General features: G+C 50.6%; 31 protein-coding genes. 10 read left to right on the forward strand and 21 right to left on the reverse strand.

Annotated elements, in window-relative coordinates:
• Window positions 1-56: 56 nt before the first annotated feature.
• The 3 genes from V0288_RS00545 to V0288_RS00555 all read right to left on the reverse strand — a co-directional run bounded on the left by V0288_RS00545 (window position 57) and on the right by V0288_RS00555 (window position 2359).
• The gene (locus tag V0288_RS00545; protein ID WP_332863043.1) at window positions 57-593 is read right to left on the reverse strand and encodes a DUF2808 domain-containing protein; all 537 of its coding nucleotides are present in this window, start codon (window positions 591-593) and stop codon (window positions 57-59) included.
• Window positions 594-830: 237 nt separating this feature from the next.
• Window positions 831-1508 carry a hypothetical protein gene (locus V0288_RS00550; protein ID WP_332863044.1) on the reverse strand — a complete coding sequence of 226 codons (678 nt, stop codon included), beginning with the start codon at window positions 1506-1508 and terminating at the stop codon, window positions 831-833.
• A gap of 509 nt (window positions 1509-2017) precedes the next feature.
• On the reverse strand, window positions 2018-2359 hold the full coding sequence (locus V0288_RS00555) for a XisI protein (protein ID WP_422661853.1): 342 nt from the start codon (window positions 2357-2359) through the stop codon (window positions 2018-2020).
• Window positions 2360-2515: 156 nt separating this feature from the next.
• Here V0288_RS00555 and V0288_RS00560 point away from each other — a divergent pair, with 156 nt between their 5' ends.
• Genes V0288_RS00560 through V0288_RS00570 form a run of 3 tightly spaced genes read left to right on the forward strand, consistent with a single transcriptional unit; the run spans window position 2516 to window position 4969 of the window.
• A complete protein-coding gene (locus tag V0288_RS00560; protein WP_332863046.1) occupies window positions 2516-2740 on the forward strand; it encodes an indolepyruvate ferredoxin oxidoreductase subunit alpha in 225 nt (74 codons plus the stop codon).
• Window positions 2741-2751: 11 nt separating this feature from the next.
• Window positions 2752-3492: an ABC transporter ATP-binding protein gene (locus V0288_RS00565; RefSeq protein ID WP_332863047.1), complete on the forward strand. Its 741-nt coding sequence runs from the start codon at window positions 2752-2754 to the stop codon at window positions 3490-3492.
• On the forward strand, window positions 3467-4969 hold the full coding sequence (locus V0288_RS00570; protein ID WP_332863048.1) for a phytoene desaturase family protein: 1503 nt from the start codon (window positions 3467-3469) through the stop codon (window positions 4967-4969). Before V0288_RS00565 ends, V0288_RS00570 begins: the two co-directional genes overlap by 26 nt.
• Here V0288_RS00570 and V0288_RS00575 read toward each other — a convergent pair.
• The 3 genes from V0288_RS00575 to fabG form a co-directional block, all read right to left on the reverse strand.
• The gene (locus V0288_RS00575) at window positions 4958-5692 is read right to left on the reverse strand and encodes a sulfite exporter TauE/SafE family protein (RefSeq protein ID WP_422661854.1); all 735 of its coding nucleotides are present in this window, start codon (window positions 5690-5692) and stop codon (window positions 4958-4960) included. The two genes, V0288_RS00570 and V0288_RS00575, sit on opposite strands and share 12 nt — an antisense overlap.
• A gap of 39 nt (window positions 5693-5731) precedes the next feature.
• The gene (locus V0288_RS00580; protein WP_332863050.1) at window positions 5732-6499 is read right to left on the reverse strand and encodes a proteasome-type protease; all 768 of its coding nucleotides are present in this window, start codon (window positions 6497-6499) and stop codon (window positions 5732-5734) included.
• A 249-nt stretch (window positions 6500-6748) separates the two neighbouring features.
• Window positions 6749-7513: a 3-oxoacyl-[acyl-carrier-protein] reductase gene (fabG, locus tag V0288_RS00585; protein WP_332863051.1), complete on the reverse strand. Its 765-nt coding sequence runs from the start codon at window positions 7511-7513 to the stop codon at window positions 6749-6751.
• Between the two features lie 51 nt (window positions 7514-7564).
• Between fabG and V0288_RS00590 the strand changes: the two genes are divergently transcribed.
• Window positions 7565-8188 carry a DUF922 domain-containing Zn-dependent protease gene (locus tag V0288_RS00590; protein ID WP_332863052.1) on the forward strand — a complete coding sequence of 208 codons (624 nt, stop codon included), beginning with the start codon at window positions 7565-7567 and terminating at the stop codon, window positions 8186-8188.
• 13 nt (window positions 8189-8201) lie between these two features.
• On the opposite strand, the gene V0288_RS00595 is transcribed toward V0288_RS00590, so the two are convergent.
• The 10 genes from V0288_RS00595 to V0288_RS00640 all read right to left on the reverse strand — a co-directional run bounded on the left by V0288_RS00595 (window position 8202) and on the right by V0288_RS00640 (window position 11867).
• Window positions 8202-8408, reverse strand: a complete 207-nt coding sequence (locus V0288_RS00595) for a type II toxin-antitoxin system HicB family antitoxin (RefSeq protein WP_332863053.1) — start codon at window positions 8406-8408, stop codon at window positions 8202-8204.
• Window positions 8409-8477: 69 nt separating this feature from the next.
• A complete protein-coding gene (locus tag V0288_RS00600; protein WP_332863054.1) occupies window positions 8478-8690 on the reverse strand; it encodes a type II toxin-antitoxin system HicB family antitoxin in 213 nt (70 codons plus the stop codon).
• A 176-nt stretch (window positions 8691-8866) separates the two neighbouring features.
• Window positions 8867-9109 carry an antitoxin family protein gene (locus V0288_RS00605; RefSeq protein ID WP_332863055.1) on the reverse strand — a complete coding sequence of 81 codons (243 nt, stop codon included), beginning with the start codon at window positions 9107-9109 and terminating at the stop codon, window positions 8867-8869.
• Window positions 9110-9161: 52 nt separating this feature from the next.
• Window positions 9162-9977, reverse strand: coding sequence for a hypothetical protein (locus V0288_RS00610; RefSeq protein ID WP_332863056.1), 816 nt, complete (start codon window positions 9975-9977; stop codon window positions 9162-9164).
• 99 nt (window positions 9978-10076) lie between these two features.
• Complete coding sequence (locus V0288_RS00615) at window positions 10077-10301, reverse strand: type II toxin-antitoxin system HicA family toxin (protein WP_332863057.1); 225 nt, start codon at window positions 10299-10301, stop codon at window positions 10077-10079.
• Between the two features lie 3 nt (window positions 10302-10304).
• Entirely contained in the window at window positions 10305-10514 is a 210-nt protein-coding gene (locus V0288_RS00620) for a type II toxin-antitoxin system HicB family antitoxin (protein ID WP_332863058.1), read from the reverse strand.
• A gap of 78 nt (window positions 10515-10592) precedes the next feature.
• Window positions 10593-10757, reverse strand: a complete 165-nt coding sequence (locus tag V0288_RS00625; protein WP_332863059.1) for a hypothetical protein — start codon at window positions 10755-10757, stop codon at window positions 10593-10595.
• A gap of 66 nt (window positions 10758-10823) precedes the next feature.
• Window positions 10824-11210 carry a ferredoxin gene (locus V0288_RS00630; protein WP_332863060.1) on the reverse strand — a complete coding sequence of 129 codons (387 nt, stop codon included), beginning with the start codon at window positions 11208-11210 and terminating at the stop codon, window positions 10824-10826.
• Window positions 11211-11214: 4 nt separating this feature from the next.
• Entirely contained in the window at window positions 11215-11601 is a 387-nt protein-coding gene (locus tag V0288_RS00635; protein WP_332863061.1) for a DUF1257 domain-containing protein, read from the reverse strand.
• Between the two features lie 50 nt (window positions 11602-11651).
• On the reverse strand, window positions 11652-11867 hold the full coding sequence (locus tag V0288_RS00640) for a DUF2997 domain-containing protein (protein WP_422661855.1): 216 nt from the start codon (window positions 11865-11867) through the stop codon (window positions 11652-11654).
• Between the two features lie 326 nt (window positions 11868-12193).
• Here V0288_RS00640 and bioU point away from each other — a divergent pair, with 326 nt between their 5' ends.
• The 3 genes from bioU (at window position 12194) to V0288_RS00655 (ending at window position 14944) form a co-directional block, all read left to right on the forward strand.
• Window positions 12194-13195 carry a (S)-8-amino-7-oxononanoate synthase BioU gene (bioU, locus tag V0288_RS00645; RefSeq protein ID WP_332863062.1) on the forward strand — a complete coding sequence of 334 codons (1002 nt, stop codon included), beginning with the start codon at window positions 12194-12196 and terminating at the stop codon, window positions 13193-13195.
• A 337-nt stretch (window positions 13196-13532) separates the two neighbouring features.
• Window positions 13533-14054, forward strand: a complete 522-nt coding sequence (locus V0288_RS00650; protein ID WP_332863063.1) for a DUF3122 domain-containing protein — start codon at window positions 13533-13535, stop codon at window positions 14052-14054.
• Window positions 14051-14944: a sulfite exporter TauE/SafE family protein gene (locus V0288_RS00655; protein ID WP_332863064.1), complete on the forward strand. Its 894-nt coding sequence runs from the start codon at window positions 14051-14053 to the stop codon at window positions 14942-14944. The genes V0288_RS00650 and V0288_RS00655 overlap by 4 nt, the downstream gene beginning before the upstream one ends.
• Here the strand turns inward: V0288_RS00655 and V0288_RS00660 are convergent.
• From V0288_RS00660 to V0288_RS00680, 5 genes are all read right to left on the reverse strand, one after another.
• A complete protein-coding gene (locus tag V0288_RS00660; RefSeq protein ID WP_332863065.1) occupies window positions 14941-15678 on the reverse strand; it encodes a DUF364 domain-containing protein in 738 nt (245 codons plus the stop codon). The two genes, V0288_RS00655 and V0288_RS00660, sit on opposite strands and share 4 nt — an antisense overlap.
• A 99-nt stretch (window positions 15679-15777) precedes the next feature.
• Window positions 15778-16143, reverse strand: a complete 366-nt coding sequence (locus tag V0288_RS00665; protein ID WP_332863066.1) for a putative toxin-antitoxin system toxin component, PIN family — start codon at window positions 16141-16143, stop codon at window positions 15778-15780.
• The gene (locus tag V0288_RS00670) at window positions 16136-16492 is read right to left on the reverse strand and encodes a hypothetical protein (RefSeq protein ID WP_332863067.1); all 357 of its coding nucleotides are present in this window, start codon (window positions 16490-16492) and stop codon (window positions 16136-16138) included. The genes V0288_RS00665 and V0288_RS00670 overlap by 8 nt, the downstream gene beginning before the upstream one ends.
• Before the next feature lie 31 nt (window positions 16493-16523).
• Window positions 16524-17693, reverse strand: coding sequence for an 8-amino-7-oxononanoate synthase (gene bioF / locus V0288_RS00675; RefSeq protein WP_332863068.1), 1170 nt, complete (start codon window positions 17691-17693; stop codon window positions 16524-16526).
• A 161-nt stretch (window positions 17694-17854) separates the two neighbouring features.
• Entirely contained in the window at window positions 17855-18223 is a 369-nt protein-coding gene (locus V0288_RS00680) for a DUF1823 family protein (RefSeq protein WP_332863069.1), read from the reverse strand.
• Window positions 18224-18313: 90 nt separating this feature from the next.
• Here V0288_RS00680 and V0288_RS00685 point away from each other — a divergent pair, with 90 nt between their 5' ends.
• The 3 genes from V0288_RS00685 to V0288_RS00695 all read left to right on the forward strand — a co-directional run bounded on the left by V0288_RS00685 (window position 18314) and on the right by V0288_RS00695 (window position 20678).
• Window positions 18314-19249 carry a DMT family transporter gene (locus tag V0288_RS00685; RefSeq protein ID WP_332863070.1) on the forward strand — a complete coding sequence of 312 codons (936 nt, stop codon included), beginning with the start codon at window positions 18314-18316 and terminating at the stop codon, window positions 19247-19249.
• 306 nt (window positions 19250-19555) lie between these two features.
• A complete protein-coding gene (locus V0288_RS00690) occupies window positions 19556-19993 on the forward strand; it encodes a hypothetical protein (protein ID WP_332863071.1) in 438 nt (145 codons plus the stop codon).
• Window positions 19971-20678 carry a pilus assembly FimT family protein gene (locus V0288_RS00695; RefSeq protein ID WP_332863072.1) on the forward strand — a complete coding sequence of 236 codons (708 nt, stop codon included), beginning with the start codon at window positions 19971-19973 and terminating at the stop codon, window positions 20676-20678. The genes V0288_RS00690 and V0288_RS00695 overlap by 23 nt, the downstream gene beginning before the upstream one ends.
• Window positions 20679-20897: the final 219 nt, after the last annotated feature.

Below are 20897 nucleotides of genomic sequence, written 5' to 3' on the forward strand. Positions count from 1 at the left end.
CGCGTGGATTCCTCCATTCAGTTTAGTCTCCTTCCGTTCGAGAACATCATCCGCTTTTACCATCGATCGCCCGCGTCGTAGATGGTTAACCGTCCCACCCCGAGATAGAGTCCGGTGGTTTTCTCTCCCGCGGGATAAGCGGTAATTCCGAATTGATAGATACCGCCGTAATCTGGGTTACGGGTGGGAATAAAAGCGATCGAAACGGGATTTCCGGGGGGGACGGGAGGATCGAAGACGACGGTGATGGTTTTCGTGGCCGGATCGAAATTGGTCGATCGAATCGATAACGGTTGCCCCCGGTTCTGCCGGGTACCGACGAAAGCGAAGGTTTTATTCGAGAGAAAATCGATCGATTGAATACCGTCTCGCTGTTGTAAGCTGACACTGCCCAACGGTTCGCCGGTATTCGCGGGTAGATCGATCGTCACGTAATATTTCGCGCCCCACACTCGCGCCGATTGAAAAGTCGAGTAAAAATTCAGTAAACGGGGAGATTTCTCGAAAAATACCGTTCCGTCGCTCAATTGTCCGGCGATCGAGGGGGGGACGGCTACAGCCAGCATCGCGAGGAGAGAGAGTACGGTTTTCATGGGGGGGAATCCTGGGCGATCGCTCCTCGATCCTACTCGATCGAACGGGGCGATCGCCAGGAAATCCTCCCGCGGGGCCGATCGTCGAATATGACCGGAACGGTCGGAATATAGACATTGTAGAATTCGGGGGAGATCGATCGGGTCCCGCGATCCGGCCCCGATCGATTCGGATGTAGCGATCGCCGATTCTCGCGCTTTGGAACCGCCGGAAAAATATCGGGCCGGGGAATCGCCCTAGAAGTTGTAACCGACTCCCAAAGTCACGCCGAACTCGGTATCTCTAAAAAAGCCCACGTTGGTATTCGCCACGGCCGTGATCCGGTTATTGATGGGAACGTCGAACCCGGCCGTTATGATGGGACGCACGAGACTTTCATGCCCGGTCGAAATGCCGATACCGCCCCCCGCGAACGGGGTGAAGCCGACCCGTCCCCCGCCGATCTCCGTCACCACGGGAAAGTCAACGGTGACGGGGAGCAGAAACGTCGTGCGATTGCCCACCAGTACGCCGGGTCGGGCCGAAAAGTTCTCCGTTAAGCCCACTTTACTCAGGATGGCGAAATTTCCCCGACCAATGCCGGTATCGCCCCCGAATCCGATATTGCCACCGATCCCGACATAACTGGGGATCGATCGGGTCGTCCGGCCGGGTTCGATCTGTGCCACGGTGGGGGTTTCCCGTGTCCGGGACGGCATGACCGCGCCCGTTTGGCCGGTTAACCCGATCGCTCGCGAATCGGGCGCGACTTCTCCGGCGGGAGTTGCCGGAGTGACTTCGGAAGACGGTTGGAAATCGCTCGATCGGGGGGAATTCGGTACCGATTGCCCGAGGACGGCTTTACCTCCCGACAGGAGGAGAATTCCGACCAGACCGAAAACAGAAAATAGTTGTTGACAACGCGATTTATTCATAATTCGCTATTCGGTCGAAAGATAGGTCAACGATCGAGATCGCCCGTATCGAACCCTGGAATCTTGATATAAATATTCGGCTCGGTCGAGGGACAAAAGGCGACAGAAACCCCACGCTATTGGATTTCCAGAACTTTCACCCGACCCACGGAAACAGCTTCGTCATTCGATCGGCGATCGGGGTCTTATTTTTCATGGTAAACAAAAATATTGGAAAAAGATCAATATTTTTGAGATTTTTTGATAGCGTATTTTGATAAAATCCGACAAAAGATAGAAAACAGTTTTTCAAAAAAACTCTATAATATTTTAAATAAAAAAAGATTTCGATCTCTACTAACGATCTCGGAACGGAATCCGTGAGCGAACTATCGGGGCTAAACCGACACGAGAGAAAAAATAAAGCGACTTCTCGCGTGGATAGAATCGCTCGATCGATCCGCACTCTACGATTGGATACTGGCAAACTCGATCGATCTTTGCGAGACGATTTCGACGGCTACCCCGTTTCAAGCCACGCCATAATCCGTATACGGACGCTTGTAAGCCGGCTGTAAACCCAAGACGATATCCTCTCTCGGAACCCCCATCGCGACCAATTCCTCCGCGGGATTCCCATCGGTCAGATTTTGCTGAAGCCAGATTTTTCCGTCTTTAATATCGAAGTGAACGATACAATGGTAAACCCGGTTAAACTGTTGCCATCCCACGTTCATCCATTGATAATGATCCCGTTGAGTATCGAAGATTAGTTGTATCTCGACCTCGCCATCCACGACATCCTCCCTCGCGTATCGACTCAATAATTCTTGAACACATTCTCGATAGCGAACTATCTTATCCATTGCCAAATCACCTCGTTTACCGGTTCGTAGACAATTCTCAAGACTTAATACTGTTGTACCGCGGTTCGGGGATGACCGCCACCGAAGCGTTCGATCGAGCCGAGAACCGAGACGGCGGAAAAAGTGGTAAAGTAATGTTAAGAATTCGAGGAGGGAAACCCATTGCCACACACGATCGTCACAGAAGTTTGCGAGGGCGTTGCCGACTGCGTGGACGCTTGCCCCGTCGCCTGCATCCATCCCGGCCCCGGTAAAAATATGAAGGGAACCGATTGGTACTGGATCGATTTCGCTACCTGTATCGACTGCGGGATCTGTTTGCAAGTATGCCCGGTCGAGGGAGCGATCGTTCCCCAAGAACGCCCCGATTTACAGAAAACTCCCTAATTTGGCGAGAAATGACCTATCTTCTAGAAGTTGAAAACGTTTACGCGGGTTACGTGCAGGATCTCTACATCTTGCAGGGAGTCAACTTTCGCGTCGCGCCGGGGGAGTTGGTCACGGTCATCGGCCCCAACGGCGCGGGCAAATCCACCCTCGCCAAAACCATTTTCGGACTTTTGACCCCGAAATCGGGCGCGATCACCTTTAAAGGCGAAAATATCACCGGATTGAAATCGAATCAGATCGTTCCCCTCGGCATGGGTTACGTTCCCCAAATCGCCAACGTTTTCCCCTCGCTCACGATCGAGGAAAACCTAGAAATGGGAGCCTTTACCCGCAAGGGAACGATTAAATCGCTCAAAGATCGCATTTTTACCATGTTTCCCCGTCTTCGGGAACGCCGGAACCAGAAAGCCGGAACGCTCTCCGGTGGGGAACGGCAGATGTTGGCGATGGGACGCGCGCTGATGCTGGAACCGAATTTATTGATTCTCGATGAACCCTCCGCCGCGCTGTCACCGATTTTAGTGAATAGTGTTTTCGAGCAGATCAAAGCCATTAACGAGACGGGAACAGCGATTATTCTCGTGGAACAGAACGCGAAAAAAGCGTTAATGATGGCCGATCGAGGCTATGTTTTAGAGAGCGGTCAGGATCGGTGCGAGGGGACGGGACAAGAGTTATTAGATAATCCGAAAGTGGGCGAACTGTATCTCGGCGCGGCCTATCATGGAAAAGAGCGATCGGAGGGATAAAACCCCGCGAGATATTGTTATTATCGGGAGCGGTATCGGTGGATTGGTCGCCGGAGCATTACTAGCCCGAAACGGTCGGGATGTATTAATCTGCGAGAGTCACACCATCGCGGGAGGTGCGGCCCATAGTTTCACCCGAAAAGGCTTTCATTTCGATTCCGGCCCGTCTTTTTATTGTGGCTTAGGTAATCAAAATCCGAGCCGTAATCCGTTAAAACAGGTACTCGATTTACTCGGAGAATCGCTAGAAGTTGTTCCCTACGATCCGCTAGGTTTCTATCACTTTCCCGATCGAACGATCCCGATCTATTGTCAACTCGATCGATATTGCCAGGAAATCGCGAAAATCAGCCCATCCGGCGCGAGAGAATTAGAAGAATTCCAACGGCGATTACTGGCGGTTTACGATTGTTTGCAGGAAATTAAAACCATAAATCTCCGCGCGGATTGGCGAGTGATTCCCGATTTACTTTTTAATTCTTTCGGCAGTTTACTAAAAGCTTTCCCACAATTACCGATTATCAATAGTTCGGTCGGGAAAGTTATGTCGGAAACCGTGACCGATCCGCGGGTGAAACGATTGATCGATCTCGAATGTTTTCTGCTATCGGGATTGAAAGCCGAGGGAACAATCGCCCCGGAAGTCGCGTTCATGCTGGGGGAGAGAAATCGATCGAACGTCGAATACCCGATCGGCGGAAGCGGCGCGATCATCGACGCGTTAGTACGAGGATTGACCCGTTTCGGCGGCGAATTACGGTTAAACTGTACGGTAGAAAAAATCCTCGTGAAATCGGGAAGAGTAACGGGAGTTCGCCTACAAAACGGCGAGGAAATCCCCGCGAATACCGTCATTTCTAACGCGACGATCTGGGATACCTACGGACATCTATTAGAACCCGAAGATTTACCCGTTGACTACCGAAAAAAAGCCCTAGAAACCCCAGCGATCGATAGTTTCCTGCATCTACATTTAGGCATAAAAGCGGACGGATTGGAGGGATTAGCCGGGCATCACGTCGTCGTTCATTCAGACGAGCGGGACATTACCGAACCGGGCAATACCTGCATGATCTCCATCCCCACCGTCTGGGATAAAAAACTCGCGCCGGACGGACACCACGCTATCCACGCATATACATTGGAACCCTACGACGGATGGCGGAAAGATTCCAGTTACGAGGAGCGAAAACGGCGGAAAGCGGAGATATTGTATCGGGCGATCGAGCGGGTGATCCCGGATCTACGGGAGAGAATTGTTTTAGAATCGATCGGGACTCCCCTAACTCACGCGCGTTTCCTGCGTCGTCACCGGGGGACATACGGGCCGGGAATCGTCACGGGACAGGGAATGTTTCCGAGTTGCCACACACCCATCAAAGGACTCTACCGTGTCGGGGATAGTACACTCCCCGGAATCGGGGTTCCCGCGGTAGCCATGTCGGGGATTTTATGCGCGAATACCTTAAAAAACTAACCCTCTCTCGCGCCAGATCAGTAATAATCCACTAATCGACACGAATAACATTACCACCTGTTTAAATTGGTCGATACTCATTCGTTCCAAAACTTTCTGACCTAACCAGTTGCCCGGCCACGCGGCTAATCCCAACAGCAAACCGTAACCGAGAAAGGGAATATGTAATACTCCGAAAGCGGCGTAGGCGATTAATTTGGCGACGTGAACCGCGACCATGTGAACCGATTTCGTGGCGATCATCGGTTCTTTTACCAGTCCGTAGTTAATATAAAATAGATTCAGCATCGGCCCGGTACTGCCTACCAACCCGGACAGGAAGGCGTAGATTAAACCCGCGGGCATAAAATACCAAGTACGGATTTTGAAAAAGGGATTGTTCTGTTGAAAGAGTTGGCTGACGGAGGAGAAAACCAGGAAGATGCCGAGGACGAGAGGGAGCCATTTTAGTTGAATATGGGCGAAAACAAACGCCCCTAGGGTAGAACCGACGATCGCCCCCGGCATATACCACCAAGTCGAGGGCCAATCGATTTCCTTCCAATACAACCCCATCCGTTGCAGATTGCCGAATAGCATTCCCGTGGTCAACACCGGGGGAATTACGGTCGCGTCGAAGAACCAGCCTAAAACCGGGAGTAGGATTAACGGACTCCCCCCGCCGGCTAGGGTACTAAAAAACCAGCCCAGACTTCCCGCCACAAAAAGCGTGATCGTTATCATCGATTGGAAAACACGTTTTTAAAAGTTTCTTAACCAATCTTAGTCGATCGGGATGTCTTCCGAGGGATCTTCATCCACGTATTTCCATTCCAGATTGGGCATGGCCTCGAAAGCCTGTCGGACGTAATCCTCCCAGAGTTTCCGCATTTTTGCCAGATAGGGATCGCCCAAGCGCAGTTGTAATTTGTGACGGAGGTGCAGGCTATCGGTCTCGTACATGACGATATACAGGGGCGGGCCGACGGAAATATTCGATTTCATTGTCGAATCTAGGGATAATAGGGCGCATTTAGCCATTTCCTCCAGCGGGGTGTCATAGGTGATCGTGCGATCGAGAATCGGTTTCCCGTACTTCGTCTCGCCGATTTGCAGGAAAGGTGTTTCCCTCGTGGCTTGAATATGATTTCCCTGGGGATAAATCAGAAATAATTGGGGATCTTCTCCTTTAATTTGCCCGCCGAGCAGGAAATTACACTGAAAATCGATATTATCGCGCTCTAACCACGCTCGATCCCGGTCTTGGATCTGCCGGCTTTTATCGCCGATATAGTTGGCGACATCGTAGAGACTGTTGAGGGAATGTAAATTGATATCCTCGCGGTTGTGAATATCCCGTTTGAGTTCATGGATCATTCCCTGCGTCACCGAGAGATTCCCCGACGCGCACATCAGGATCGCCCGATCGCCCGGTACGGAAAAATCGAACAATTTCCGATAGGCTGAAATATAATCGACCCCCGCGTTCGTGCGCGAGTCCGCCCCCATAACGATCCCGAAACGATTGATAATTCCCAAACAATAGGTCATATTCCGCGACTGAAGGTAGTTATTAGCTATCAGCATTCAGCGTTCAGCATTCAGCTTTTAATTTTACGCTATCGATTCCAGCTTAGGGGCTGACGGCTGATAGATGACTGGAAACCAACGGGTTACAAGCCTCCCTTTTTCAGGGGAAAAGTTTTCGGGGGGAGTTTGGACTTCCCTCCAAAAACCTACCTCCTGCCTCCTGCTTCCTGCCTTCTGCCTTCTGCCTCCTGCCTCCTGCCTCCTGCCTCCTTACGCCATGACCATACCGCCATCGACGTTGAAAACCTGCCCGGTGATGTAGGCCGCGGCGGGATCTACCGCGAGAAAACGCACCATTCCCGCGACTTCCTCCGGTTTGCCGTAGCGCGCGAGGGGGATAAATTTCAGGATTTCCTCGGCTTTCAGGTCGTGGGTCATGTCCGTTTCGATGAAACCGGGGGCGACCGCGTTGACGGTGATGCCGCGGCTGGCGAATTCTTTAGCGAGGGTTTTGGTCAGACCGATGACCCCGGCTTTCGCGGCGCTGTAGTTGGCCTGTCCGGGATTGCCCATCAGACCCGATACAGAGGTGATATTGATGATCCGGCCGCTTTTCTGCTTGAGCATGAATTTACTGACGGCGCGGGTGCAGAGGAAAACCCCGGTTAGGTTGAGATCGATGACCGCTTGCCAGTCCTCTAGCTTCATTCTCAGCATGAGGGTGTCGCGGGTGATGCCGGCGTTATTGACGAGAATATCGATCTGGCCGAATTTGGCGCGCGCGTCCTCGACTAATTTATCCACTTCTTCGGTTTTGGAAACATCTGCCTGGAGAGCGATCGCCTCCCCACCCGCGGACGTAATTTCCGCGACCACTTCATCGGCCGCGGTACTCGATCGAGCGTAGTTTACCACCACGCGCGCGCCCTGCTCGGCCAACGCGAGGGCGATCGCTCGACCGATGCCCCGCGAGGCCCCCGTCACTAACGCTACCTGTCCTTTCGCCGATTGATATTCTTCGGGTAATCGCTTCATACTCTTTCGATCTCTCCAATATAATAGAGCCGATGCCATCTCGCTCCCGCCATGAAACCTCTGTATCGGGTTATCTCCAGACTCTCGATCCTATTTTTTCTCTCCTTTCTGGCAACCCTGACCATTTTTTCCGATTTTCCAGCACAGTCGCGAGTAGAACCCACGGTCTCGGTCAAAACAATTTATTATCCCATTCAAGGGACAACCTCGACACAGCTACGGGAGCAAATGGATCGATTCGGCCCTCCCGACCCGAAAACAGGCCGGCGTTTCAGCGCTTACGCGAGGTGGAATGTCAACTGGCGCTACTGGACGTTTAAACCCGATAACAGTGCCTTGTGTGGTTTGACGCGTCTGGAAGTCACGACCAATGTAACGATTACCTTACCGCGTTGGATTCCCCCGGCGAATGTATCTCGATCGCTGGTACAACAATGGAATAAGTTTATGAGCGCTTTAGTGATCCATGAAAACGGACATAAAAAGCACGGTGTTCTCGCGAGTCAGGAAATCGGTCAACTCTCGTGGGATCGATTCGCTCGATCGAACTGCGACGAGGTAGGGCAACTCTTTAATCAAACCGCGAACGCGATTATACAAGCTTACAGTCAAGCGGATGTCGAGTACGATAAGGTCACGAAACACGGCATCACACAGGGAGCGGTTTTCCCGTAATTTTTACGGAATTTTACAAAACTCGCGGATTCTCGATCGAAATCTCACGATTTTTAAAATTGTTTCTATTGGCAACCGCTAACCATCCTTCGATCGCATCTTTCAGATTCGCGATCACTTCTTGTTCCGTATCCCCCTCGGTAATACAACCGGGCAAAGCGGGAACTTCCGCCCAATACCCACCCTCTTCAGCGGGATGAATAATCACATTGATTTTCATGCTAATTGCCCAATGATTCTTGGTTTTTCTGATTCTATCGTAAGCTCGATCGAAGACTCACGTTGGAATTCAAGCAAGTAATAGCCGTCCTTTGGGTTGGGGAATCTCCCGTCCTAATTCTCGTGCGGTTTCAATCCATTCTTGAATCGTGATTTCAGCATTGTGTACGGCATCTTGATAAGTTTCCCCATCGGCCATACATCCGGGCAATTCGGGAACTTCAACGATAAAAGCCTGATTGTCTTCACTCCAATAAATAATCAATTCATAGCGAATCTTCATTTTGTTTTCCTAATTTATATTTTAAAATCAAGCCACGAATCTATTTGATCTGACAAGTTTGAATTTTTCCTTTTTTATCTTTTCGATTCCTGATCTCGTGAAAGAAAATAGGATGATTTCTTCGTGAGCGTTTCATGAGATCGCCTGGATCGTTGACATAAATCAGAATATTAGTATCAACGGCGTTCATGTAACATATCCCGTGTAAGCCGAGGAGTGTTTGACGGAATCGGATTCTGTCGCATTCTCTCGACGAGAGATTTTAGAAATTGTTTTTTAACCTCTACATCGGTAATCGGGGGGGATACAACCGCGGGAGACTGAATTAGCAATTCTACCTCGGTTCCTTCGGGCAACTCGCAAGGCGATCGAAGTACAAAAGTACCATTGCTATAGCTCGCTTTTAGAACTTGGAACATAAAAAACTACCTTTATCCACAATATGATTATTAAAAAACATGAATTTATAGCTCATAAAAGCGATATTTGAAAATTAGCATCACCTTGCTCAAGGTGGCAGGTTTGAATGGCGATATAAAATGGGATTTTCTCTAGTTCTCTGTTAGGGTGCCAAGAAAATGTGACTAAGTTATCGCATCTTTTAAAATACGCAAGTAAGAGCATTTGAAGTTGGATAAGTACCACTCTTGTCGCGTGTTTAATCATAGATTCGTGTAAATTTTCCGAATCATCGTTTTCATGAAGTAGAGGTACGGGAAAAGTAAGGCTTCCGTGAGCGAACTGATTTCGCAATTGAGAAACTATCAAGAGACCTATTCCAGCAAAACCAAATTCCGTAGTTTCCAACAAATCTGTATTAACTACTTTAGTATCAAGGCATACCGAAGCCGATTCACGAAAGAGGTTCACTTCTTCAACAAGACCAGTTAGTAATCTCTTTGATGCAAATTCTTGATTTAAGTAATAATAGGCTTTAAAAATTTTGGGGTTTGTATCTCTATTTTTGGATTTCTTAGGTGGCTTAGGTAGCTTAATAATGTTCAGGGTTGCTTCGAGCGCTCCCCAAGTAAAATTAAATACGGAGCAAGCCTCAACAAAGCGAGTCAAAAGATCCTGGCGTGCGATATCGTATTCATCCGCCAGCGCGCACCAACCGAAGCTTAGGTTATGTTGCGTGGTCTCGACTTTAATTTTACGAATTGAGGCCGCAATCATTAGCCAATCACATACCAAGTCCCAATCTGAACCATCTGGCAAATCACTTAATATATGAGCTAAACCAGCGCAGTGTTGGTCGAGAGCGATGAGTGATTCATTAGATTTCATTAGCTTACACAAAAGTTGAGGTATTAAAAAAGTGATAAAGTGAACAACATAAACTTTCTAATGTAAACCGATTGTCGCTATTATTACAAGCGTTACATATTACCGCCACTCCAGCATTTCCTCTATCGTTAAATTAATATCACTAGCGATCTGCCGTAGCAACCTCGGGGCTATATCACGACCTTTGTGAACGGGGACTGTTGTCGCCCTTCCATCTTCGTGACGGAATTGTTTGTGCGAGCCTTTCTGTCGTACTTCTACAAATCCTAAATTTTCTAGTATCCGTACAACCTCTTGCGGCTTGAGAACAGGAATGTTATTCACGCTTTAAGAAACCGAAATTTGTTGTACACCGATGAACTCCGTCTCGAAGACGAGAGTTTCATCCTCTAGAAGCATCTCGACCACCTCGCGCAGATTTTCCTGTAATTCATCCAAGGTCTCCCCTTGAGAGTGCGCGCCGGGAAATCCGGGAACATAACCGATATAAAGATTAGTAGCCGTATCCTTTTCAATAACAGCCGTGAAAGTTTTCATAGGCGCAATTCCATTTTAATAAGTCTTATAGTTATCGCGACTATCCACAGCATAGCATTGGAGTCTAGGAGTTATTTCTTAAGAGATCGTGTATTCACTATGTTGACTCCAACCTCTAGCCAACCCTCGATCGCTTCTTTGAGCATTTCGCTCGCTCGTAACTCTCTCCCCAAGGCCGGGTAAAGCCGGGACGGAACCACACCAAACGCCGTCCTCTTGCCAGATAACCGCCTTAATTTTCATGTTTTTTGTCGTGAAAGTTTCCTTTCAGATAACACCGGCAATTCGTGGGGAATTCTCGCGAGAGGATTACCGTCCGTGGGTGGGAAAGCCGAGTTGACGGATTACCTGATGCTTTCTCGCTTCTTCTAAATTCTTCAGATCGTTATAGTGAACCCAGTGGATACAGTCTACCGGACAGGTATCGATCGCTTCCTGAACGATCTCTTCCTCGTCCCCGTCCTGATTGAAGACGCGCGATCGACCGTACTCTCCCTCGATAAAAAACGTGTTCGGGGCGACGTGCGCGCAGTGTTTACAGCCGATACAGGTGGGTTCATCGACATAAACCGCCTTCTGGCGCAGTAAACCCCCTAGCTCTGGCTCGAAACCGGAGCGATCGGGCGAATCTCGAAGAAAGCCCCCTAGTTCTGGCTCGAAACCGGAGCGATCGGGGGCGAAATCAAACTCAGCCATCTATTTAGGCGCTCCAGCGTTGAACGACCAGACGAATGGAACCATCGGGATTTTTCTGTTGTTCGGCCACTTGAAAACCCTGTTTCGAGGTTTCCGACAGGATCGCGTGGACAGCGTAGCCCTGATTCACCTTTCTCAAAAATCCATCGACCGTTAACGGTTGTTGCCAGTATTGTAGGTCGGCGACTAACTCGTACTCGTTCCCGTTCCAACGGAAGCCGATGTCGTGGTTATTCTCTTGCTCGATCACCACGTTGGCCGTCACCGTCTGGCCCTGATAGCCTCTAACCGGGTGGGGACCCTCTTTCCACTCACAGCCCATATCCGAGAGAGCGGCTTTGAGGGACGCGAGATCGCGGATCTTGGTTTTGATGTTGCTAAAGTGTGACATAGTTTTCAGTGGCTAAAATGAAGGAATTTCAAGGGAAGTAGGCAAAAAAATCACCAATCGCTAAAGCTGGCCTCATTGGTCGCCGTCGCGGATTGGGTAACGCTTTGATGGTAGTATTCCGATGTTTTCTCCTGAGCGACCACCACCCCGAGACTCGCCTCGATCGCCGCGGTCACTTCTTGACAAGATGAACCGACTATGCCTGTCACCTTTTCCAGGACTCGACCATCGGGATAGATGATGAACTCTAGGCTTTCCATGCTCATAGGGGTTCGGGGGCGAGAATCGTCTTCAGGGTAAACTGGCCGTTCAAGAGGCTCTATCGCTCTCCTAACAATAGTTTGTTAATCGTAGCAATATGGTTAAAATTTTAGCAAAAGTTTATATTCTGTCATCCCCTAACTAGGGATAATTCTAGGTCGCGTTTCCTCTCTTTCCGGCGATCGGGGAGGGCGATCGAGCGACGGCGAAATTTTAACAAAACTACACGAAAAGAGCGGTAGGAAGGGATAAAGTGAAAAAGAGAGGAGGAGTGACCGGGGACGACCGGAACGGCGATAATAGAAGTTTGTCTATATTGATCCCAACAGATATGAATAGAGAATCAGCGAGCGATCGGATTCGGGTCGGCGTGTTAGGCTTCGGCGGATTGGGACAGGCCGCGGCGCGAATGCTGTTCCCGAAACAAGAAATGATCTGGACGGCGGCCGCGGATAAGGCGGGCTACGCTTACCGCCCGGAGGGATTAGATCCCGACAGCGCCATCGAAACCTATCACCGACACGGTTCGATCGGTTATCTCGAACCCTACGGAACTCTCAGCCAGGACAGCATCGGCGAGTTAATCGCCCGCGCCCCCGTCGATGGTTATTTCCTCGCCCTGCCCAACCTGCCGAATACCTTCATGGCGGACGTGGCGAGAACTTTTATTCGATCGAACTGGCGCGGGGTATTAGTAGACGCGCTCAAACGTACCAGCGCGGTCGAACAGTTACTCGAACTGAAAAACGAACTCAAGGAAGCGGGAATCACCTATCTCACCGGTTGCGGCGCGACCCCCGGATTACTCACCGCGGCGGCCGCTCTAGCGGCGCAGAGTTACGCCGAGATCCATAGCGTGAAAATTACCTTCGGCGTGGGAATCGCCAACTGGGAAGCCTATCGCGCCACGATCCGCGAGGATATCGCCCATTTACCCGGCTACGACGTGGAGACGGCGCGGGCGATGAGCGATGCCGAGGTAGAAGCGTTATTAGATAAAACCAACGGTATCCTGGCACTGGAAAATATGGAACACGCGGACGATATCATGCTGGAACTGGCGGGAATCTGTTCGAGAGAACAGGTAACGGTCGGCGGCGTGGTGGATACGCGCAACCCGAAAAAACCCCTCAGTACCAACGTGAAAATCACCGGGCGCACCTTTGAAGGAAAGCTTTCCACCCATACGTTCACCCTCGGGGACGAGACGAGTATGGCGGCCAATGTCTGCGGGCCGGCCTTCGGTTATCTCAAGGCGGGAATCTCTCTCCACCGTCAGGGATTACACGGGTTATGGACGGCGGCGGAAATTATGCCCCGATTCGTGCGCTAGGGTGAGCCACGCGTCACTACAAACACCAAGCGTCTAGAATCGGCTAAAACTAAAGTGAATTTAGATCGGGCGGGAAAATCTCGCCCATTTTTTAGTCTCATTATCCGGCGGTCGGTAAACCACCGATTCCCGCACCTATGACCGCGATCTTCGCCATCTTACTACAATTACCACCGTGGAGATTTTTTGCGTTATATAACCATATAGCTGTATCGTAAAATGTTTTTTAGAAATAACTTTATAGTGATATAGTTATATCATGGTTTAATCAAAGGAGTCCGGCACCGATCGCCCGATCTCCCCGCGCCCGATCGAGAGTCGGCAGAGGTAACGCTCTATGCGAAGATTCTGGTTATTTTTCCTCGTTCTCGTCAGTTTCCTGCTTTTTCTGGCGTTTGATATAGATTACATCCCGCCCGCACTCGCCCTCACCCGATCGCAACGCGAAGCACCCGGACAGATGTTATATCAATCCCGTCACAGCTTACGGGACGAAACTGGAAGTCCGTGGCAATTGGTGTTATTTAAACGGGTAAAAGAGGGACAAATTACCGATTTAAGCCTCCGTTTAGTCGGTTTTCCCGAAGGGATCGAATTCCTGCACCCGGACAGATTACCGATTACTACCGAAACCGGGGAAATTTTGACCGCTCCGGACGAATTCGCCCGGAATTCCCCCGCGCCGAATGTCGGTCAGTACGCGATGGCGGATATCCTCCCCCGACTCCCCGCGTCCGGGGATCTCGAGCTTTCCCTACCCCTCGAAAAACCCCGAACCCTGACCGTTCCCGCGCCCGTTTTACTCGAATGGCAACTTTTTAGAGACTATTACCCTATAAAACAAACTTTATCGCTATGATGTGGATTACCGGCCATATTATCGCCGTTTTTATCGGTATTAGTCTCGGTTTACTCGGTGGGGGGGGATCGGTTCTCGCGGTTCCCACCCTCGTCTACGTGATGGGAATCCCCCCGAAAGAGGCGATCGTTCTCACCTTGGTCGCGGTCGGTTTCGTCAGCGTTCTCGGCGCGATACCCCATTGGAAACTCGGTAATATCCAGCTAAAAACCGCCGCCATCTTCGGTTTCTCGACGATGATCGGGGCGTACTCCGGCGCGCGGATCGCCACGTTACCGTTCGTCACCGATACCCTCCAGATGTTACTATTCGCGGCGATGATGCTCGTGGCCGCGCTCGCCATGATCGTCAAAAGTAGTCGCCGGGAGAAATCGATCGAACCCGAAGAACTCGATTTCTATTCCAGACCGGTTTGTCGTTACTGTTGGCTCTGGCTAATAACCGAGGGCATCGGAGTCGGTATCCTGACGGGATTGGTGGGAGTGGGAGGGGGATTCGCCATCGTTCCCGCGCTGGTATTACTGGCGAAACTGCCCGTGAAACAAGCGATCGGGACTTCTCTAGTCATTATTTCTATGAACTCGGTGGCGGGATTTCTCGGCTATTTCGGTCGCGTTCCCGTGAATCTGTCCCTTTTGGTTTCCTTTACCCTAGCGGCGAGTATCGGCATGATCGCGGGCGCGTATCTGGTCAAATTCGTCAGCGCGAAGCACCTTCAGAAAGCTTTCGGCTATTTTCTCCTAACTATCTCGGTTTTCGTCCTCTGGCAAAATCGCGAGGTCTTTAAACCCGCTTCCTCTGCCAAGATGAGCGGGAATTACGCGGGATTATCCGGCAAAAAACCGCATTACGCGACGTTAAGCGACAATCGATCGCTTTCCCGATACTAAAACGTCAACACGCGATACTCCACTCCCGTTTCAAAAATCCTTACCCCACCCCCCTCGGCGATCGTTTGTTTCAGGGCGATCGGGTTCGTTACATTCACTCCCGCGAGGTAATCTACCCCCATATCGGCGAATTCCGCTAACCAGGGAACGGTGGGACCCATTAGAACCACTTTCGCGTTTCGCGATAGTTCCATCAGACGGGGGAAAGTTTTATTGGCGATCGAGGTGGCGGTGAGAAAAACCCAATCGACACCGGGTAAAATATACTCGGCCGCGGGATCGGGCAGGTCGCGCTCGGTCGGTTGTCTCTCGATCACGGTTAACTCCACCTGTTCCTCGTAACGCTGTAAACCGGGATAACGACCGATGACCGCCACTTTCCGACCGCGAATCAAGGGCAGAAAACGCTCGAAAACAGCGAGATTTCCCGTTCCGATAGGTTCGGCGCGCTCTATCAACGTCGATCGCCGATTGATCGAAGCGTTAATCGCCGCGAGTCCGATCGTAGCCTCGTAAGCGTTCCAAGATTTTACCCAAGGCGCGAGGGAAGCGATCGATTTTCCTACCAGCGTTCCCGGCCACGGTAACGTTCGCGTGGGAATCGCCGGACTCATACATAAACCGATCCCGTCCGCTTGGCAATAGGTCCACGTCAGACCGATAATAATTTCTTCGATCGAAGTTTCATCTTCGGCGCGTTCGAGAAGGAGTTCGTAGATCGATCGGGGGTTCATAATTAAATCGGGAAAGGTAACAGTTAGCCGGTACACTACATTCTAATGATCGACGCTAAAATTATCTAAAAATTCCCGAACCGTTACAATCGGAATCCATCAAAAAGGATGTAGTACCAATAAATCCTCATCACCGGTAATTAGATACTTGGCTCGTCCACTAACCGCGAGTTCTAAATATTTATTATCCTTGGAATCTCGACATTCCTCGATCGGTTCGATACTCTCGATCCAAACCACCCGCGGTAACAATTCGGTTAAAAACACGGTTCGATCATCGAGCGTGAGATATTTATCGAACTTCGGACGATAGAGAACCGTTATTAGTTCTTCTTGGATAGTATCTGTCATTAAAATACGACCTTGATAACGAGCGATATCTAAAGCTTGCCTCGGATTGCTTCGGGGAAAAAGAAGCGCGCTGACAATCACGTTAACATCGAAAACGAATCGGCGTTCATTCATTTTCCTGCAAAATTTCCGCCAGTATTTCCATCGTCAATCCTCTTTCTATAGACTTATTACCGATTTCATCCATAATTCGACCCAAACGATCTTTTTCGGGTTTCCGATCGCTCTCCCGCGAAGATTCTAAAATCTCAGAAGTTAAGCTATTTTCTCCCGCTTCTCGGCGGACTTTTTCGAGGCTTTTTTTCAATCGATCGATCGCCTGTTCCCGCGAGTTTTCAACGATCGATCGCAAAATATCCGTTAATTGTAACCCGATACGCTCTTTTTCTTCCGGGCTGGCAGAGCGGTAAAATCGGGCGATTTCCGAGGGAACTTCGATAGGGATGGTTTCTCGATCGGACATAACGAACGCGCTTTTAAAATCTCTACCTCGATTATAATTCACCGTTCCCGTTGGCTATCTCCCGGATCGCGTCTACTAAAGTTTGTAAATGATGGGGTTCGTGGGTGGCCATGAAAGTAAATCGCAGGCGACTGGTGGGAACCGTGGGCGGCCGGATAGCGGGAGCGAAAATCCCTCGATCGAGTAATCGCCGCGACCATTCTAACGCCTCCCCCGGACCCGACAACGCGAGGCAGAGAATCGGCGACTCCGACGGCAGAAGATTAAAATCCCGCAAATTATTCTTGACAAATTCTGTATTTCGGTGTAGTAAAACACGGCGATCGGGTTCCTGACGGACAATCTCGATCGCCCGTCTCGCGGCCGCCGTATCCGCCGGGGATAACCCGGTCGTGTAAATCCAGGTCGCCGCGCGATTGCGGAGAAAATCGATTAACTTCGCCGATCCCGCCACGTATCCCCCCAAACCGCCCAACGCCTTACTAAGCGTTCCCATCTGAATTAACTCCCGTCCCGTACAGCCGAAATACTCCACGCATCCCGCCCCGTTTTCCCCCATCACCCCCGTCGCGTGCGCCTCATCGACTAAGACCATACATTTATATATATCCGCGAGATCGAGCAATCCCTCTAGCGGACATAAATCCCCGTCCATGCTGAACACGGTATCGGTAAGGATCAGACAATGACGGTACTCCCGCCGATACTCCCGTAATTGTCGCTCTAAGTCTTCCAGATTACAGTGGGCGTATTCCCGAACCGTCGCGCCACTGAGATTCGCCCCGTTTTTCAAACTGGAGTGATTGTATTTATCCCCGAAAATCAGATCCCGTCGCCCTACCAGGCAGGCAATCGTCCCCAGATTCGCCAGATAGCCGGAACTGAAAACGATCGCCCCATCCGTTTGTTTCAGGGAGGCGATCGCCGTTTCTAAGTCTCGATGAATGTCTCGGTGTCCACTAAGTAGACGCGATCCGGTGGTTCCGGTTCCGTAAACCCGCGTCGCCTCGATCGCCGCCTCGATCGTCCGTTCATCCGCCGCCAGACCTAAATAATCGTTACTGGCGAAATTAATCAGCGATCGACCGTCTAACTCGATTACCGCCCCCGATCGACCCCGTATCGTCCTCGTCTGACGGTACCAATCGGCGCGATGGATAGTATCTAGGGCTTTCTCGATCCAATCGTAGGCGGAAGACATAGGGATATGGGGGGGATAGGGAGATCGGGAAGTTTTTCGGGAAAAAGGGAAAGGGAAAAGGGGAAAGTAATAGAAATATACCAATGATGAATATAGAGAAAGTAATAATTATTTTCTCCCTCGTCCCCCTCACCTCCTGCCTTGTGCCTCCTGCCTCCGCCTTACGTTTCCGGGTTCACTCGGAGTAAATAGCCGAGTAACCAATTGGCCGCGGTGGCGCGACGGGTCATTCTCGGGTTAAATTCGCCGATTTTATAGCCTTTAAAGCCGAGTTTCTCTTTCAAGAGTTGTTTATCTTCCGGGGGGATCGATCGGGTTAATTTAACCGTCGGCGGACGATTCTCGATAAAATCGGGCGGTTCGGGGTAATCTTCCCGCCAATCCCCGTCAACCTCGCTATTGTCCCATCGCTGTTGACTCTCATCCCAGCGATAACCTAAACTTTCCCAGACCAATCGATTTACCGTAGCATCATCGATCTCGTCGTTGAGAATCATCCAGATCGTATCGATCGATAGTGATGGGTTCATAAATTGTACCTTCGCGCGAAAATCCAAATCTATCGAGCTACCGCTCTATACTGAATTGTATTCCGATTGTTCTCTGTCCCCCCCGATCCCTTGCCTCCCTCCCCCCTGAAAATCGCTCTCGTTCTCGCTATCGGGGTTCTCTCGGTATCGACGGCCGCGATTTTTATCCGGTTGGCGAGTGAGGCGGCCGGAGGGGGTAGCATCGCCTTCAGTTTATTTCTAGCCGCCTCCCGGATGATTCTCGCCTCGATCGTCCTGCTTCCGAACTGGTTTCGGAACACGAGCGAGAAAACCACCGCGAAAGCCTATTATCTAGCGATCGCCGCCGGATTCGCCCTCGCCTGTCATTTCGCCACCTGGACGGCTTCCCTATCCTACACCTCGATCGCCGCCTCCACCACTCTCGTGGTCACCAATCCCCTCTGGATCGCCCTGATCGGTTGGTGGTGGTTCGGAGAAAAACCCCGGCGATCGACCTTTCTCGGGATTTTCCTGGCTTTGTCCGGCGGCATTCTCGTCGCTTTCGGCCCGACAGACCACAACGCGGCGTACCCGAATCCCTTACTGGGAAACGGACTGGCTTTAGGCGGCGCGTGGATGGCCAGTTTCTATATCCTATGTGGACGGGAAGCGCGGCGCGAGGAATTGAGCGTCGGCCGTTATGTAACGCTCGCCTATAGTACCGCCGCCCTAGTGTTATTACCGTTGCCATTTTTGACGGGAGGAAATTATCTTGAGTATTCCCCCGCGGTATACACTTACGTGCTGTGGATAGCCCTCGTTCCTCAGTCGATCGGTCATACGAGTTTTAACTGGGCTTTACGTTGGGTGTCCCCCACGGTGGTTAGCCTGGTCATCCTGTTCGAGCCGATCGGCTCTAGCCTTTTAGGAGTCTTGATTTTTCGAGAAATCCCCCCCGCGAGCGCGATCTACGGGGGATTTATCCTGTCGATCGGGGTGATATCGGCCATCGTGGGAACGAGAGATAAATCACAGCCCTATAGTGATGCCGATCACACCGAGTGATCCGTCCTGGATATAAAGTAGAAAGTGTGGACAAAATTGTACGTGTTTTCACGATCCAAGTTTGTACGGATTCAATCTTACCCGATCGAATCGAGAAATCTTCCCTCGCGTGATCCGATAGTTCCCTTTCTTTCCGGATCGGGTACTCTAATCACGCGTGATTTCCGATCTTGACGGCACTAGAGGGAATACAGTTAACTGAATTTCATCGAGCGGGAGTGTTCTGCCCGAGCGGGAGGTAACAACATGAGCTGGAAACGATGGGCGAGGAGATCGTCTCGATCGCCCTCGAATCGAGGATTCACGATGTTAGAAGTCGTGATCGCTATTTTAACGATCACGACCTTTCTTACCGGAACCTTACAGTTAATGGCGATTAACGCCCTCTATAAAGCGAGATCGGAAAGACAGATCCGAGCCAATTACTGGATTCAAGAAGACATGGAAGATGTCAAGTTGACCGCATCGCGACTCAACGATCCGGGAGCTTGCACGACAGGATACGCCCAAGCCCTGAAAAGCGCGTTAGCCGCTCAAGTCATTGCCTCGCGTACCTTCGTCGGTAAGCGATACGAACTTATCCGAAAATTTCCCGATGACAAAAAGGGTCTCCATCGCCTACGAATTGACTATACCGTGCAGTTAGCCTCGACCGAAACGGCTAATGACTACCAAAATCAAGAAACCGTGATTGCCACTAGTTCCTTTGAGGTGATTCCCGATGCTTCTTTCCAATGTCCGTAGGCTCTCGCTCGATCGAGGTTACACTCTCGCGGAAATCTTAGTGGTTCTCGTGATCATCGGCATCAGCGCGGCTTTGGCGGCCCCGAATCTGATCTCCTGGTCTCACCGTCAAAAAATGCGATCGGCCGTAAAAATCGTGCAGGGAGCGATGGAAGACGCGCAGAGGCAGGCGATCCGTCTCGGGAAAAAATGTACCTTACAACTCGATGGGGCTAGGAACGATGGAATGACCACTTACAATCGGTTAACAGCCGAGACAACCGATCGGGGGCAATGCCTAGTAGCCACGGCAAGTGCCAGACCGTCGGGATTGGATGAAAATGACAAGGATCGGGTGATTTTGGAACTTCCCAACGAGATTCGGATGGTAACAAACATTGCATCTTACAACAACTATCCTAAGATCGTTTTTTCTTTTCTCGGAAATGTCTCGCATCCGAACCAGGCTCTGGATCTCTTTCCGTCCGACAGCTCGAATCCAGCGGAGAACTTCAAAAAGTACCCGATGATCGTGCTGTATTCCACCCTGGAAAATCCATCGTCCGCGTCCACCTCTCAACAGAGACGCTGTGTGGTGATCGTTTCCATGTTAGGAGCGCTTCGCACGGGGATTTATAAGGGAGCGTTGACCGATCTTGACGCGAATCAATGCAAAATCCAGGTTGATGGTGGTGCCTCCAATTAGCCCCCGAGCCTCGTCTTCCCGAAAGGCACTCGATCTCGATCCGAGAATCGATCAATTGTAAAGAAAATCACCAATCTTCTCGATCTCGATCACCGATACAATTGCTTGTTCGGCTAATATAGAGTAAGATCGAGAGTGTAGATAGATTTTCAGTAGTGCGGGAAAACCCTTAGCGATGTTTGTAGCCGAGAGGCGGAAAACGCTCCGAACTCACGAACC

Source organism: Pannus brasiliensis CCIBt3594 (genome assembly GCF_036688125.1).
Lineage (GTDB): Bacteria > Cyanobacteriota > Cyanobacteriia > Cyanobacteriales > Microcystaceae > Pannus > Pannus brasiliensis.

Coding starts and splice junctions, on each gene's coding strand:
- V0288_RS00545 (WP_332863043.1), bottom strand. CDS start 593: ATGAAAACCGTACTCTCTCTCCTCGCGATGCTGGCTGTAGCCGTCCCC.
- V0288_RS00550 (WP_332863044.1), bottom strand. CDS start 1,508: ATGAATAAATCGCGTTGTCAACAACTATTTTCTGTTTTCGGTCTGGTC.
- V0288_RS00565 (WP_332863047.1), top strand. CDS start 2,752: ATGACCTATCTTCTAGAAGTTGAAAACGTTTACGCGGGTTACGTGCAG.
- V0288_RS00570 (WP_332863048.1), top strand. CDS start 3,467: ATGGAAAAGAGCGATCGGAGGGATAAAACCCCGCGAGATATTGTTATT.
- V0288_RS00575 (WP_422661854.1), bottom strand. CDS start 5,692: ATGATAACGATCACGCTTTTTGTGGCGGGAAGTCTGGGCTGGTTTTTT.
- V0288_RS00580 (WP_332863050.1), bottom strand. CDS start 6,499: ATGACCTATTGTTTGGGAATTATCAATCGTTTCGGGATCGTTATGGGG.
- fabG (WP_332863051.1), bottom strand. CDS start 7,513: ATGAAGCGATTACCCGAAGAATATCAATCGGCGAAAGGACAGGTAGCG.
- V0288_RS00590 (WP_332863052.1), top strand. CDS start 7,565: ATGAAACCTCTGTATCGGGTTATCTCCAGACTCTCGATCCTATTTTTT.
- V0288_RS00595 (WP_332863053.1), bottom strand. CDS start 8,408: ATGAAAATCAATGTGATTATTCATCCCGCTGAAGAGGGTGGGTATTGG.
- V0288_RS00600 (WP_332863054.1), bottom strand. CDS start 8,690: ATGAAGATTCGCTATGAATTGATTATTTATTGGAGTGAAGACAATCAG.
- V0288_RS00605 (WP_332863055.1), bottom strand. CDS start 9,109: ATGTTCCAAGTTCTAAAAGCGAGCTATAGCAATGGTACTTTTGTACTT.
- V0288_RS00610 (WP_332863056.1), bottom strand. CDS start 9,977: ATGAAATCTAATGAATCACTCATCGCTCTCGACCAACACTGCGCTGGT.
- V0288_RS00620 (WP_332863058.1), bottom strand. CDS start 10,514: ATGAAAACTTTCACGGCTGTTATTGAAAAGGATACGGCTACTAATCTT.
- V0288_RS00625 (WP_332863059.1), bottom strand. CDS start 10,757: ATGAAAATTAAGGCGGTTATCTGGCAAGAGGACGGCGTTTGGTGTGGT.
- V0288_RS00630 (WP_332863060.1), bottom strand. CDS start 11,210: ATGGCTGAGTTTGATTTCGCCCCCGATCGCTCCGGTTTCGAGCCAGAA.
- V0288_RS00635 (WP_332863061.1), bottom strand. CDS start 11,601: ATGTCACACTTTAGCAACATCAAAACCAAGATCCGCGATCTCGCGTCC.
- V0288_RS00640 (WP_422661855.1), bottom strand. CDS start 11,867: ATGAGCATGGAAAGCCTAGAGTTCATCATCTATCCCGATGGTCGAGTC.
- bioU (WP_332863062.1), top strand. CDS start 12,194: ATGAATAGAGAATCAGCGAGCGATCGGATTCGGGTCGGCGTGTTAGGC.
- V0288_RS00650 (WP_332863063.1), top strand. CDS start 13,533: ATGCGAAGATTCTGGTTATTTTTCCTCGTTCTCGTCAGTTTCCTGCTT.
- V0288_RS00655 (WP_332863064.1), top strand. CDS start 14,051: ATGATGTGGATTACCGGCCATATTATCGCCGTTTTTATCGGTATTAGT.
- V0288_RS00660 (WP_332863065.1), bottom strand. CDS start 15,678: ATGAACCCCCGATCGATCTACGAACTCCTTCTCGAACGCGCCGAAGAT.
- V0288_RS00665 (WP_332863066.1), bottom strand. CDS start 16,143: ATGAATGAACGCCGATTCGTTTTCGATGTTAACGTGATTGTCAGCGCG.
- V0288_RS00670 (WP_332863067.1), bottom strand. CDS start 16,492: ATGTCCGATCGAGAAACCATCCCTATCGAAGTTCCCTCGGAAATCGCC.
- bioF (WP_332863068.1), bottom strand. CDS start 17,693: ATGTCTTCCGCCTACGATTGGATCGAGAAAGCCCTAGATACTATCCAT.
- V0288_RS00680 (WP_332863069.1), bottom strand. CDS start 18,223: ATGAACCCATCACTATCGATCGATACGATCTGGATGATTCTCAACGAC.
- V0288_RS00690 (WP_332863071.1), top strand. CDS start 19,556: ATGTTAGAAGTCGTGATCGCTATTTTAACGATCACGACCTTTCTTACC.
- V0288_RS00695 (WP_332863072.1), top strand. CDS start 19,971: ATGCTTCTTTCCAATGTCCGTAGGCTCTCGCTCGATCGAGGTTACACT.